This is a genomic window from Streptacidiphilus sp. PAMC 29251 (assembly GCF_054208735.2).
The window spans coordinates 6,979,138-6,992,272 of the sequence record NZ_CM135725.2 but is presented as its reverse complement, the minus strand read 5'-3'; the positions used below and the strand labels follow the sequence as shown (position 1 = coordinate 6,992,272).

Below are 13,135 nucleotides of genomic sequence, written 5' to 3'. Positions count from 1 at the left end.
TCAGCCGAGCAGGACGTCGTCGTCGCCGAGCTTGCGGAGTTCGCGGATCAGCAGGGCGGTGCTGGTGACCAGGGCCACCGCGGCGACCGCGGCGTTGACCAGCTTGAGGTTGTCGCCCTCCTCGCGGGCCTTGCGGAGGTCCTTGAAGACCCCGAGGGCGCCGAAGGCGCTGCCGCCGATGCCGAACAGAAGGCCGGGCTTCGAGTGCTTGAACCCCTTGAGCTGCTTGGTCCTGCTCGTACCGCTGGAACTGCCGAGCTTCTTCTCGATGGTGGACGTCATAGCGCCGGTGCCTCCTCCAGCAGGGGGTGTCCCCACTTGTCGTTGAGTGCCGCCTCGACCGCCGCACCTACCCGGTACAGCCGGTCGTCAGCCAGGGCGGGGGCGATGATCTGCAGGCCGACCGGGAGATTGTCCTCCGGGGCGAGGCCGCAGGGCACCGACATGGCCGCGTTGCCGGCCAGGTTCGACGGAATGGTGCAGAGGTCCGCCAGGTACATCGCCATCGGGTCGTCGGCGCGCTCGCCGATCGGGAAGGCGGTGGTGGGGGTGGTCGGCGAGACCAGGACGTCGACCTCGGCGAAGGCGCGGTCGAACTCCCGGGTGATCAGGGTCCGCACCTTCTGCGCCGAGCCGTAGTAGGCGTCGTAGTAGCCGGAGGACAGGGCGTAGGTGCCCAGGATGATCCGGCGCTTCACCTCGGGGCCGAAGCCGGCCGCGCGGGTCAGCGCGGTGACGTCCTCGGCCGAGCGGGTGCCGTCGTCGCCGACCCGCAGCCCGTACCGCATGGCGTCGAAGCGGGCCAGGTTGGAGCTGGCCTCGGACGGCGCGATCAGGTAGTACGCGGGCAGCGCGTAGGTGAAGGAGGGGCAGGAGAGCTCGACCACGGTCGCGCCCAGGCCGCGCAGGACCTCCACCGACTCGTGGAACCGCTGCATCACCCCGGCCTGGTAGCCCTCGCCGCCGAACTCCTTGACCACGCCGACCCGCAGCCCCTTGAGGTCGCCGTGGGCGCCGTTGCGGGCGGCCTCGACCAGCGGGAGCACCGGGGTGTCGATGGAGGTGGAGTCCAGCGGGTCGTGCCCGGCGATGGCCTCGTGCAGCAGCGCCGCGTCCAGCACGGTACGGGCGCAGGGCCCGCCCTGGTCCAGCGAGGAGGAGAACGCGATCAGGCCGTAGCGGGAGACCGTGCCGTAGGTCGGCTTCACCCCGACGGTGCCGGTGACCGCGCCGGGCTGGCGGATCGAGCCGCCGGTGTCGGTGCCGATCGCCAGCGGCGCCTCGTACGCGGCCAGCGCCGCGGCGGAACCGCCGCCGGAGCCGCCGGGGATCCGGGAGAGGTCCCAGGGGTTGCCGGTCGGGCCGTAGGCCGAGTTCTCGGTGGAGGACCCCATGGCGAACTCGTCCATGTTGGTCTTGCCCAGGATGACCACGCCGGCCGCCTTGAGCCGGCCGGTCACGGTGGCGTCGTAGGGCGGGACCCAGCCTTCGAGGATCTTGGATCCGGCGGTGGTGGGCACGCCCTTGGTGGTGAAGACGTCCTTGAGCGCGAGCGGGACGCCGGCCAGCGGGCCCAGCTCCTCGCCCTTGGCGCGCTTGGCGTCCACCGCGCGGGCGGCGGCGAGCGCGCCCTCGGTGTCGACGTGCAGGAAGGCGTGCACCTTCTCGTCGACGGCGCCGATCCGGTCCAGGTGCGCCTGGGCCACCTCGACCGCGGAGACCTCGCCCTTGGCGATGGCGGTGGCGGTGTCGGCGGCGGTACTGCGGGTCAGGTCGGTCATGCTCTTAGTCCTCCCCGAGGATCTGGGGCACGCGGAAGCGCTGCTCCTCCGCGGCCGGCGCGCCGGCGAGGGCCTCGGCGGGCGTGAGCGACGGGCGGACCACATCCGGGCGCATGACGTTGGTCAGCGGCAGCGGGTGCGAGGTCGGCGGTACGTCGTCGGCGGCGATCTCGCTGACGCGGGCGACCGCGTCGACGATGTCGTTGAGCTGCTCGGCGAAGTGGTCAAGCTCTTCGGCCTTGAGCTCCAGCCGCGACAGCCGGGCGAGGTGGGCGACCTCCTCGCGCGTAATGCCAGGCATGCAGCGATCCCCTTCGGGTGGTGGGTATCCGGGTTACCAGCCCCCAGTCTATTGACAGCGGGGCGGGGCCCATCCTACGGAGGGTTCGGGGTGCGCTGCTTCCGCTTATCGGGCGGGCGCGTTCCCGGGCGGCTGCGTTCCCGGGCGGGCGCGCGGTCAGCCGGCCTCGCGGTCAGGCGGGCGCGACCGAGCCGTAGGGCTGCGGGGGGATCAGCGGGGCGGCGGCGTTGCGGATCCGCAGCCAGGCGGTGGCCTGGTCGCCCGGGAGCGCGGCGCTGACCAGCCAGCCCTGGACCGCGTCGCAGCCCATGGCGTGCAGCCGCTCCCAGGTCTCGTCGTCCTCGACGCCCTCGGCGACCACGGTCAGGCCCAGCGAGTGGGCCAGCTGGACCGAGCAGCGGACCACCGCGGCGTCGTGGTCGTCGGCGACCATGCGGCTGACGAAGGAGCGGTCGATCTTCAGCTCGCCGACCGGGAGCCGGCGCAGCCGGACCAGCGAGCTGTAGCCGGTGCCGAAGTCGTCCAGGGACATCCCGACGCCGTGGCTGCGCAGCTCCTCCAGGGTGTCGGCGGCGAGCTGGCCGTCCTCCAGCAGCAGCCGTTCGGTGATCTCCAGCTGCAGCGCGCCCGGCGGGACCTCGTGGTGCGCCAGCCGGTCGGCGATGGAGCGGGCGAAGCCGGGCCGCAGCACGTCCCGGGGCGAGACATTGACCGCGACCTGGACCGTCATCCCCTCGGCCCGCCAGGCGGCGAGCTGGGTGACGGCGGCCTCCAGCACGTAGTCGGTGAGCCGGGGCATCAGCCCGCTGGACTCGGCCAGGCCGACGAACTCCTCGGGGTTGACCGGGCCGTGCCCCTCCCGGTCCCAGCGGACCAGGGCCTCCAGGCCGACCACATGGCCGTCGAAGGCGACCTTGGGCTGGTAGTGGATCTTCACCTGGCCGGTGTCCAGGGCCCGGCGCAGATCGCCGAGCAGGCCCAGCCGCTGCGGCGTGTCGGCGTCCTGCTCGGGGCGGTAGCCCTCGACGCCGCTGCGGGTCCGCTGGGCGTGGGCCATGGCCACGTCGGCGCGGCTGAGCAGGGTCTCCGCGGCGGCGGCGTCGACGGGGGTGACCGCCACCCCCGCGCTGGACTCCAGCACCAGCTGCAGGCCGTCCAGGAACAGCGGCGCGGCGAGTTCGGCGACCAGGGCGCGGGCGCTGCGGACCGGGTTGTCCCCGGCCTCGGGCAGCAGTACGGCGAACTCGTCGCCGGAGAGCCGGGCCACCAGCCGGGCGGGCGCGCCCGCGCCGTCCCCCTCGTCCTGCGGCATGGCCTCGACGGCGCGGCGCAGCCGGCTGCCGACCTGGACCAGCAGCCGGTCCCCGGCGGCGTGGCCGAGGGTGTCGTTGAGGGAGCGGAAGCGGTCCAGGTCGAAGACGATCAGCGCGACCCGGCGGCCCGGGTGGGCGTCGGCGTGGGCGATGGCCTCGCGGGCGGCGTGCAGCAGCGAGTGCCGGTTGGCCAGACCGGTGAGCGGGTCGGTGGCCTGGTCCCGGACCCGCTCCCGGGAGATGTGCCAGGCGGCGTAGAGGACGGCCAGCGGGGCCGCGAAGAGCGGCAGCAGCCGGGGGTCGTGGTCCGTGGTGAGCAGGGCGAGCGGGAGCAGCGGCGCGGCTCCCACGGCCACCATGCCGACCAGGGCGACGGCCCTGACCGACAGCCCGGCCCTGACCCCGCCCACGGCATGGCCGAGCCTCGACGTGCGCTCCATGAAGTGGTCCTCTTGTTCCCCGTTCGCCCGCTGAGGGAGCGGGTTGTGTCCAAGGGTAGAGCCGGGGCTTCTGGAGGGGCAGGGAATCGGACAGGCTGTGACCCAGCGGTGTCGTTACCGGCGGGTCCGCCCGACTTTTTGCGTCTGTTGCCCGCATTTGCCTTTGCGTTAAGTAACTTGACGAGGCGTTAGATCACTTTTGACAGTAATTCAGGGTGTCTCGTCGACTACAGGGAGTGGTTCCGCGGCCAGTGGTGCTTCGGCCTCCGCGACCGGGACTGCCTCCGCGACCGGCAGCGCCGCCGCGCGGGCCGCGTCCGGGCCCTCGGCCAGCAGCACCGCGAAGCCGTCGTCGTCCAGCACCGCGAGCTTCAGCTGCACGGCCTTGTCGTACTTGGTGCCGGGGTTGTCGCCGACGACGACGAAGTCGGTCTTCTTGGAGACCGAGCCGGTGACCTTCGCCCCGCGCGACTGCAGCGCGTCCTTGGCGCCGTCCCTGGTGTGCGAGGCCAGGGTGCCGGTGACCACGACGGTCAGCCCCTCCAGCGGGCGCGGGCCCTCGTCCTCGCCGCCCTCCTCGACGAAGCGGACGCCCGCGGCGCGCCACTTCTCGATGATCTCCCGGTGCCAGTCCTCGGCGAACCAGGCGGTGATCGCCGCGGCGATGCCGGGGCCGACGCCCTCGGTGGCGGCGAGCTCCTCCTCGGTGGCGGCGGCGATCCGGTCCAGGTCGCGGAACTCCCTGGCCAGGGCCTGGGCGGCGACCGGGCCGACCCGACGGATCGACAGGCCGTTGACGAAGCGCCACAGCTGGCTCTGCTTCGCGGCCTGCAGGTTCTCCAGCATCAGCGCGGCGGTCTTCTTGGGCTCGCCCTTGAGATTGGCGAAAAAGGACACAACCTTCTGCTCGCCGGACTGCTCGTCGATCTTCGGCAGACCGGTCTTGGGGTCGCGGACCAGGGCCCTGATCGGGAGCAGCTGCTCCATCGACAGGTCGAAGATGTCGCCCTCGTTGGTCAGCGGCGGCGTGGACGGCTCCAGCGGCTGGGTCAGCGCCACCGCCGCCACATAGCCGAAGTGGTCGACGTCCAAGGACTCCCGGCCGCAGAGGTAGGCGATCCGCTCCCGGATCTGGGCCGGGCAGTGGCGGGCGTTGGGGCAGCGCAGGTCGATGTCCCCCTCGGCCATCGGCCGCAGCTCGCTGCCGCACTCGTGGCAGTGGGTCGGCATCACGAACGCGCGCTCGCTGCCGTCGCGGAGGTCCTCCACCGGGCCGAGGATCTCCGGGATGATCTCGCCGGCCTTGCGCAGCACCACGGTGTCGCCGAGCAGCACCCCCTTGCTCTTGACCACCTCCTGGTTGTGCAGGGTGGCGTACTGCACCATCGACCCGGCGATCAGCACCGGCTCGGCCAGCACCGCGAACGGGGTGGCCCGGCCGGTGCGGCCGATGCCGACCATGATCCGCTCCAGCTTGCCGACCGCCTCCTCCGGCGGGTACTTCCAGGCGATGGCCCAGCGCGGCGACTTGGAGGTGGCGCCGAGCCGGCCCTGCAGCGCGATCTCGTCGACCTTGACCACCACGCCGTCGATCTCGTGCTCCACCGAGTGCCGGTTGTCGTCGAAGTCGGCGATGAACTGCTTCACCTCGGCGAGGGTCCCGACCACCTTGTTGTGCTTGGCGGTGGGCAGCCCCCAGGCGTGCAGCAGCTCATAGGCGTGGGACTGGCAGTCGATGTCGAAGCCCTCCCGGGCGCCGATGCCGTGCACCAGCATCCGCAGCGGACGGGCGGCGGTGGCCTGCGGATCCTTCATCCGCAGCGACCCGGCGGCGGTGTTGCGGGGGTTGGAGTAGAGCTTCTCCAGCGCGTGCGGGCGCTTGCCCTCGGCCAGCAGCCGGACGTTCTCCTCCGTGCGCCGCTCGTTCTCCGCCACCAGCGCGGCGTTGAACTGTTCGAAGTCCCCGGTCGACATGTAGACCTCGCCGCGGATCTCGACCAGGGCCGGCGGGTCGTCCCCGGTGAGCCGCTCCGGGATCTCGGCGATGGTGCGGGCGTTGGCGGTGATGTCCTCGCCGACCCGGCCGGTGCCGCGGGTGGCGGCGCGCACCAGCCGCCCGTGCTCATAGGTCAGGTTGATGGCCAGCCCGTCGATCTTGAGCTCGCAGAGGAAGTGGTGCGGCTGACCGGCGAGATCGCGCTCGACCCGCTCGCCCCAGGCGTCCAGCTCCTCGTCGGTGAAGGCGTTGTCCAGGCTGAGCAGCCGTTCCAGGTGGGTGACCTTGGCGAAGTCCTCGGAGAGCGCCCCGCCGACCTTCTGGGTCGGGGAGTCCTGGGTGCGCAGCTCGGGGCGGCGCTCCTCGATCGCCTCCAGCTCCCGCATCAGCAGGTCGAACTCGGCGTCGCTGATACTGGCGGCGTCCTGGCCGTAGTACCGGGTGCGGTGGTCGTCGAGCTCCTGCGCCAACTGCTCGTGCCTTGCCCGGTCCGCGTCCGCCACGCCACTCTCCTCCATCTACTCCGGGTTGTCGGCCAGGCTTCGCGCAGCGGTCACGCTGTGTGACAGCGCGAGCCGTGCGTACGCCGGGGAGGCCCCGGCCAGACCGCAGCTGGGGGTCACCACGACGCGTCGGGCCAGCAGACCGGGGTCAAGACCCAGCCTGCGCCACAACGTCCTGACACCGCTGACACTACCGGCCGGGTCTGACAGTCCAGGTCCGACCGCGGGCACCACACCGGCGAAAAACACGGTCCCGTCCTCCACCGCCTCGCCGATGGCGTCGTCGTCACGTTCCGTCAGCAGAGCGAAGTCCAGCGAGACGGCGGACACGCCCGCGCGGCGGAGCAGCGCCAGCGGGACGTCCGCCGCGCAGCAGTGCACCACCACCGGCACGCCCAGGCCGTCGATCAGCGCGCGCAGCGTCTCCTCGGCGACCTGGCGGTCCACCGCGCGCAGCCGCTGCCAGCCGCTGGCGGTGGGCACCTGGGCGGACAGCACGGCCGGCAGCGAGGGCTCGTCCAGTTGCAGCAGCAGCTGCGCGCCGGGGACCCGTCGGCGCAGGTCGTCGAGGTGCAGCCGGAGGCCTTCGGCCAGCGAGGCGGCGATGTCGCGGACCGCGCCGGGATCGGCCAGGGCCTTCTCGCCGCGGTGCAGCTCCACGCTCGCGGCGAGGGTCCACGGGCCGACCGCCTGGACCTTCAGCGGCCCGGTCCAGCCCTGGGTGTGCTCCTCCAGCGCGTCCAGGTCCTCGCCGAGCCAGGAACGGGCCCGGCGGGTGTCCCGGCCCGGATGGTCGCCGAAGCGCCAGCCGGAGGGCTCGACCCGGGCGAACAGCTCGACCAGCAGGCCGAGGCTGCGGCCGACCATGTCGGCGCCCGGGCCGCGAGCCGGGAGTTCGGGCAGGTGGGGCAGGGCTTCCAGCGAGCCGGTGACGGTCTTCGCGGCCTCCCGCGCGTCCGTCCCCGGCATCGAGCCGATGCCTGTCGCCCCGGGGCCGGTCAACTGCGGAAACGTGCTCTCAGCGCTCACCCGGGCAGCGTACGGGAGTCGGACGGCTCCGCGCCGTCCCCGGCCCCGGCGATCGCGGCGATCATGCGCCGCAGATCGGCGAGGTCGGCCTCGAACTCGGCGGACCAGTCGACCGGACGGTCCAGCCACGGCGCCAGCGCGGCATGGCCCGGCAGCGCGCCGTCCGGCAGTTGGCCGCGCCGGCCGCGGGGGTCGAGGGCGCCGGCGCCGAACCGGCCGCCGACCTCGGAGGCGGCGAAGCCGAGCATGAAGGTGCTGACCAGCCGCTCGATCCGGGGCACCAGGGCCGGTGGGATCCCGGCCGCGAGCAGCGCGGTGTAGATCGCGTCGACGAAGCGGACCGCCTCGGGGTGACCGCCGGGCGGCCGAACATCAGGTTCACCGCCCAGGGGTGCCGCTGCACCATGTCGCGCGCCTGATGGGCGTACGCGGTCAGCAGGGCCGGCCACTCCTGCTCGGCGGACATCGCCGGGACCAGGTCGCCGAGCAGTCGGCCCACCATTCCGTCCAGCAGCGCGGCCTTGCTGCCGACGTGCGGGTACAGCGCCATCGGGGTGACCCCGACCCGGTCGGCGACGGCCCGCATGGAGACCCCGGCGAGCCCGCGCTCGTCGGCGATCAGCACGGCCGCGTCGAGGATCTCTTGCCTTCGCCCAGTCATAGCTCTACAGTGTAGATCTATACAGCGTAGATCATTTACTTGGACCCGCCCGGGAGGCCCCCTTGCTCTCCGCTCACGCACTGGTCAAGCGCTACGGCGGCGCCGCCGCCCTGGACGGCTTCAGCCTGGACGTCGCCCCGGGTGAGATCGCCGGGCTGATCGGCCACAACGGGGCCGGCAAGTCCACCTTCGTGGAGGCCGTCACCGGCCTCACCCGCCCCGACTCGGGCCGGATCACCGTGGGCGGCCTGGACGCGCTGCGCGCCCCGCGCCGGGCCCGGCGGCTGATCGGCGCCGCCCCGCAGGAGATCGCGCTCTACCCCACCGCGACCGCCCGCGAGCAGCTCGGGCTGTTCGGCGCGCTGGCCGGTCTCAGCAGAGCAGTGCTCACCGACCGGATCACCGCTCTCGGCGAGGAGCTGCTGCTCACCGAGGTGCTGGACCGCCCGGCCGGGCTGCTCTCCGGCGGCCAGCAGCGCCGGGTCCAGGCCGCGACCGCGCTGATCGGCGACCCGCCGCTGCTGCTCCTGGACGAGCCCACCGCCGGAGCCGACCCGGAGACCCGGGCGGCCCTGCTGACCGCGGTCCGGGCCCGGGCGGCGGCCGGCGCCGCGGTCCTCTACACCACCCACTACCTGCCCGAACTCGCCGACCTCGGCGCGACCCTGGCGGTCGCCCGGGCCGGCCGGATCATCGCCAGGGGCAGCCAGGCCGAGCTCACCCGGCAGCTGCCGGGCGAACTGCGGCTGCGGCTGCACGGCGGCGCCCCGCTGCCCGAGCGGTTCCTGGCCCGGGCCACCGTCTGCGACGGCGAGACCAGGATCAGCACCGCGGACGCGCCCTCCGACCTGTCCGCGCTGCTCGGGGCCGGCTGCACCCCGCGCACGGTCGACATCCGGCGGCCGGACCTGGACGACCTCTACCGCTCGCTCTCCGCGGACGCGGTCGCCGATGCGGACGCGGTCACCGATGCGGACGCGGTCGCCACTGCGGACACGGTCGCCGATGCGGAGGCCGTCCGTGCTGCCTGACGCCGCCCTGCGGATCACCGCGCTGGCCGACACCCCGCTGCACGCCTCGCTGCGCCGTTTCGGCGCCCTGGTCCGGCACAACTCCGCGCTGCTGCTCGGCGAACCGGGGCCGCTGGCCAGCCGGATGATCCTGCCGCTGGTGTTCCTGAGCCTGCTGCGCCCGCTCTACACCGGCGCCGAGGGCGCCGCGGCGGGCACCGCGCAGGCGGTGACCGGCACGCTGATCACCTTCTCGCTGCTGGCGCTGAGCATCGTCGGCGGATCCATCCTCAGCGAACGGCTCTGGCACACCTGGGGACGGCTGCGCGCCACCACCGCGCACCCGCTGGAGATCCTGGCCGGCAAGGCGGTCCCGGTGCTCGGCGCGCTGCTGGCCCAGCAGGCGGTGATCCTCGGCTTCGGCGCGCTCGCCTTCGGCCTGCCGCTGGACCATCTGCCGCTGCTCGTGCTCGCCCTGCTCTGCTGGACCCTGACCCTGCTCGGCCTGGGCTCGGCGCTGGGCGTGCTGGCCCGCAGCTACGGCCAGTTGTCCGCTGCCTACGACATCGGCGGGATGCTGCTGAGCAGCCTCGGCGGCGCCTTCGTCCCGCTGGCCGCGCTGCCGCGGTGGGTGCGGGGCATCGCGCCGGCCTCCCCCGGCTACTGGGGCGCGGGGGCGCTGCGCGCGGCTCTCGCCGGGGACGGTGGCCGGGTGCTGGAGTGCGGCGCGGTGCTGCTCGGCTTCGCGCTGGCGACCGGGCTGGTCGCCGCCTGGGGGCTGCGCCGGGGGACGACCCGGGGCCTGGTCTAGCCGCAGGCAGGCCGCCCGGCGGCTACCGGCCCGGGCGGACGGTCAGGTCGGTGATGGCCGCGTCGCGGGGCAGGTCGAGGGCGGCGATGATCGCGGTGGCCACCGACTGCGGGTCGATCCAGGCGGCGGCGTCGTACTCCTTGCCCTCCTGGGCGTGGACCCGCTCCTGCATCGGGGTGGCGGTGCGACCGGGGTAGACCGTGGTGACCCGGACGCCGTGCTCCCGCTCCTCGCCGCGCAGCGAGTCAGCGACCGCCTTCAGCCCGAACTTGGACGCCGCGTACACCCCCCACTCCGGGTGGGCGGTGAGCCCCGCGCTCGAGTTGACGAAGACGACCTGGCCGCGGCTGACCCGCAGGGTGGGCAGGAACAGCCGGGTCAGCTCGGCCGGGGCGACCAGGTTCACCGCGAGGGTCCGGTTCCAGACCTTGGTGCCCAGATCGCCGATGGCGCCCAGATCGACCACCCCGGCGATGTGCAGCAGCGAGTCCAGCCGCACCGGCTGGGTCTGCTGGCCCAGCGCCCAGGACAGCCGGTCCGGCACGGCCAGGTCGCCGATCAGGGTCTGCGCGTCCGGGAACCGCTGCCGCAGCACTGCCGCGCGGTTGGCGTCCCGGGCCAGCAGCCACAGGTCGTCGCCGCGCTCCGCGAGCCGTGCGGCGACCGCCGCGCCGATGCCGGAACCCGCGCCAGTGATCAGATGCGTTGCCATGGCTTCATTGGTATCACGTCCGGCGCAGGTGATGATCCATCACCATGAGTAGGTAACGGATCATCAGGGGAAGCCGGAGATTGTGACCCAACCAGTGAACGGCACGGCCGAGCGGGCGGCGCCGCATCCGCCCGGACACATGATCGTCTGCGGCGGCGACGCACTGACGCACCGGCTGGCACTGGAGCTGATCCATCTCTACCGCGAGCGGGTGACCCTGGTCATCCCCGAACCGGACCAGGGCCACGGCCCCCAACTCGCCGCGCTGGCCACCGAGGACGGCTCGGTCACAGTGATCACCGGCCGCAGCCCGGACGAGGCCACGCTGATCGCCGCCGGGATCCACGAGGCCACCGCGCTCGCCCTGACCATGGACGACGACCCCGCGGTCACCCAGGCGGCGCTGCTCGCCCGGGGGCTCAACCCCAGCCTGCGGCTGGTGATCCGGGTGTTCGGCAACGCGCTCGGCCAGCGGCTCGAACACCTGCTGGACCGGGAGGCCCACGCCGACCACGCGGGCGGCTCCACCGCCGTGCTCTCCGCCTCGGAGACCGCGACCCCGGCCCTGGTCTCGGCCGCCGTCACCGACCGCAACCAGCTGATCCCGATCGACGGCGGCACCTTCTCGGTGGCCGCGCTGCCCTTCGGCGAGGAGCCAGGCCCCGGCACCGTCCCGCTGGCGCTGCTGGCGCCGCGGGTCGGCGACCTGGTCGGCTCCGGCGACAACCCGGTGCACACCCTGCTCCCCTCCCCCGGGCAGGCCGCCGCGGCGACGGCCGGCAGCACCCGAGCCGTGCTGCACCTGCGGCACGATCCCAACCCGCCCGCGCTGCCCGGGTCGCGCTTCCCCCGGCTGCCGCTGGGCGCGCTGTTCTCCCGCCGGGTGCGGAAGGCGGCGCTCGGGCTGGCCTGCTTCGTGGCGGTGATCACGCTGGCGACCTGGCTGGCCACCGGGAAGTCGCTGGGACTGTCCTTCTACCAGGTGCTGATGGACGTCGCGGCGGCCGGCAACCCGGCCGAGGGGGCGCCGGTGGCCCGGCAGGTGCTGCAGCTGCTGTCGGTGTTCACCGGGATGCTGATCATGCCGCTGGTGCTGGCGCTGGTCCTGGAGAGCCTGGGCGCGCTGCACAACGTCAGCGTCCTGGACCGGCCCCGGCGCAGCATCGGCGACCACATCGTGATCATCGGTCTGGGCAAGGTCGGCAGCCGGGTGCTGGAACGGCTGGCCGAGATGCGGGTGCCGGTGGTGGCGGTGGAGCGCAACCCCAACGCCGCCGGGGTGGCCCGGGCCCGGAAGCTGCAGATCCCGGTGGTGATCGGCGACATCTCCCAGCCCGAGGTCTACCGCGACGCCAGGATCAGCCGCTGCAAGACCCTGATGGCGCTGACCAGCAACGACAGCGTCAATCTGGAGGCCGTGCTGTACGCCAGGGAGCAGCGGCCCGATCTGCGGGTGGTGCTGCGGCTGTTCGACGACGCCTTCGCCAGCACCGTCTACCGCGCCCTGAGCGCCTCCTACCCTCAGGTCCCGACCCGCAGCCGCAGCGTCTCCTATCTGGCCGCGCCGGCCTTCGCCGCCGCGATGATGGGGCGTCAGGTGCTGGCGGCGATCCCGGTCGAACGGCAGATGCTGCTGGTCGCCACCCTCGGTGTGCGCGGCCGTCCGGCGCTGGCCGGGCTCACCGTCGGCGACGCCTTCCGCCCCGGCGGCTGGCGGGTGGTCGGCCTGCAGGGCCGCGGCGGACCGCTCAGCTGGAACCCGGATCCGGAGCTGCTGCTGCAGGACGAGGACCGAGTGGTGGTGGTCGCGACCAGGGAGGGGCTCGGGCTGCTGCTGCGGCGCGGGGTGGCGGTCACCGTCGGCGCCGGGGCGGACGCGGAGTCGGCGGAGGCGGGGCCGCCGACCAGGATCCCGGCGCCGAGCGCGCCCGCCGATCCCGGCTTCCCGCTGGGCGCGACCTCCCCGCTCCCGCACCTGCCGAGGGCCCAGCCGAGCCCGCCCTACCCGGAGGAGAACGGCTGACGGGCTCAGAAAGCCGGCCGCTCAGGCCTCCAGCAGGGCCAGCACCTCTTCAGCGTCCTTGGCGAAGCGGACCAGCCCGTCCAGCGGCTGGGGCAGGAACCCCTCCGCCTCCATCCGCTGGAACTGGGTGCGCAGCCCCTCGTAGAAGCCCTCGGTGTCGAGCAGCACGATCGGCTTGATGTGCAGGCCGTGCTTCTTCAGCTCGACCACCTCGGTCACCTCGTCCAGCGTGCCCAGGCCGCCGACCAGGACCACGATCGCGTCGGCGCGGGCCAGCAGCACCGCCTTGCGCTCGGCCAGGTCGCGGGTCATCACCATCTCGTCGGCGCCCTGGTAGGTCTTGTGCTTGAGCAGCTCGACCGAGACGCCGACCAGCTTGCCGCCGGCCGCCTTGGTCTCGTCCGCGATCAGGCCCATCAGGCCCGCGTGGGAGCCGCCCCAGACCAGGGTGTGGCCGCGCTCGCCGAGCAGCCGGGCGAAGTCGCGGGCGGGCCCGGTGTAGCGCTCGTCCAGGTCGAAGGCCGAGCAGAAGACAGTGATGTTCATTGGGTACCC

12 protein-coding genes are annotated in these 13,135 nt (G+C 73.4%); 3 read left to right on the top strand and 9 right to left on the bottom strand.

The window, feature by feature from the left end; translation table 11 throughout:
• From ACXKR8_RS33350 to ACXKR8_RS33320, 7 genes are all read right to left on the bottom strand, one after another.
• On the bottom strand, positions 1 to 282 hold the full coding sequence (locus ACXKR8_RS33350) for a hypothetical protein (protein WP_458268294.1): 282 nt from the start codon (positions 280 to 282) through the stop codon (positions 1 to 3).
• Positions 279 to 1,781, bottom strand: a complete 1,503-nt coding sequence (gene gatA / locus ACXKR8_RS33345; RefSeq protein WP_458268293.1) for an Asp-tRNA(Asn)/Glu-tRNA(Gln) amidotransferase subunit GatA — start codon at positions 1,779 to 1,781, stop codon at positions 279 to 281. The genes ACXKR8_RS33350 and gatA overlap by 4 nt, the downstream gene beginning before the upstream one ends.
• Positions 1,782 to 1,785: 4 nt before the next feature.
• Positions 1,786 to 2,082 (bottom strand): Asp-tRNA(Asn)/Glu-tRNA(Gln) amidotransferase subunit GatC, encoded by a 297-nt coding sequence (gatC, locus tag ACXKR8_RS33340; RefSeq protein WP_380541151.1) that lies wholly within the window; start codon positions 2,080 to 2,082, stop codon positions 1,786 to 1,788.
• A 172-nt stretch (positions 2,083 to 2,254) separates the two neighbouring features.
• Positions 2,255 to 3,835, bottom strand: coding sequence for a putative bifunctional diguanylate cyclase/phosphodiesterase (locus ACXKR8_RS33335; RefSeq protein ID WP_458268292.1), 1,581 nt, complete (start codon positions 3,833 to 3,835; stop codon positions 2,255 to 2,257).
• A gap of 210 nt (positions 3,836 to 4,045) precedes the next feature.
• On the bottom strand, positions 4,046 to 6,349 hold the full coding sequence (gene ligA, locus ACXKR8_RS33330) for an NAD-dependent DNA ligase LigA (RefSeq protein WP_458268291.1): 2,304 nt from the start codon (positions 6,347 to 6,349) through the stop codon (positions 4,046 to 4,048).
• Complete coding sequence (locus ACXKR8_RS33325; protein WP_458268290.1) at positions 6,350 to 7,363, bottom strand: methionine synthase; 1,014 nt, start codon at positions 7,361 to 7,363, stop codon at positions 6,350 to 6,352.
• Positions 7,360 to 7,812 carry a hypothetical protein gene (locus ACXKR8_RS33320; protein ID WP_462100760.1) on the bottom strand — a complete coding sequence of 151 codons (453 nt, stop codon included), beginning with the start codon at positions 7,810 to 7,812 and terminating at the stop codon, positions 7,360 to 7,362. The genes ACXKR8_RS33325 and ACXKR8_RS33320 overlap by 4 nt, the downstream gene beginning before the upstream one ends.
• 274 nt (positions 7,813 to 8,086) lie before the next feature.
• Between ACXKR8_RS33320 and ACXKR8_RS33315 the strand changes: the two genes are divergently transcribed.
• Complete coding sequence (locus tag ACXKR8_RS33315) at positions 8,087 to 9,055, top strand: ABC transporter ATP-binding protein (protein WP_458268288.1); 969 nt, start codon at positions 8,087 to 8,089, stop codon at positions 9,053 to 9,055.
• Entirely contained in the window at positions 9,045 to 9,845 is an 801-nt protein-coding gene (locus ACXKR8_RS33310; RefSeq protein ID WP_458268287.1) for an ABC transporter permease, read from the top strand. The genes ACXKR8_RS33315 and ACXKR8_RS33310 overlap by 11 nt, the downstream gene beginning before the upstream one ends.
• Positions 9,846 to 9,867: 22 nt before the next feature.
• Here the strand turns inward: ACXKR8_RS33310 and ACXKR8_RS33305 are convergent, their stop codons facing one another.
• A complete protein-coding gene (locus ACXKR8_RS33305) occupies positions 9,868 to 10,557 on the bottom strand; it encodes an SDR family oxidoreductase (RefSeq protein WP_458268286.1) in 690 nt (229 codons plus the stop codon).
• 82 nt (positions 10,558 to 10,639) lie between these two features.
• On the opposite strand from ACXKR8_RS33305, the gene ACXKR8_RS33300 reads away from it, so the two are divergent.
• Positions 10,640 to 12,580, top strand: a complete 1,941-nt coding sequence (locus ACXKR8_RS33300; protein WP_458268285.1) for an NAD-binding protein — start codon at positions 10,640 to 10,642, stop codon at positions 12,578 to 12,580.
• Between the two features lie 21 nt (positions 12,581 to 12,601).
• Here the strand turns inward: ACXKR8_RS33300 and ACXKR8_RS33295 are convergent, their stop codons facing one another.
• A complete protein-coding gene (locus tag ACXKR8_RS33295) occupies positions 12,602 to 13,126 on the bottom strand; it encodes an LOG family protein (RefSeq protein WP_458268284.1) in 525 nt (174 codons plus the stop codon).
• Positions 13,127 to 13,135 lie beyond the last annotated feature (9 nt).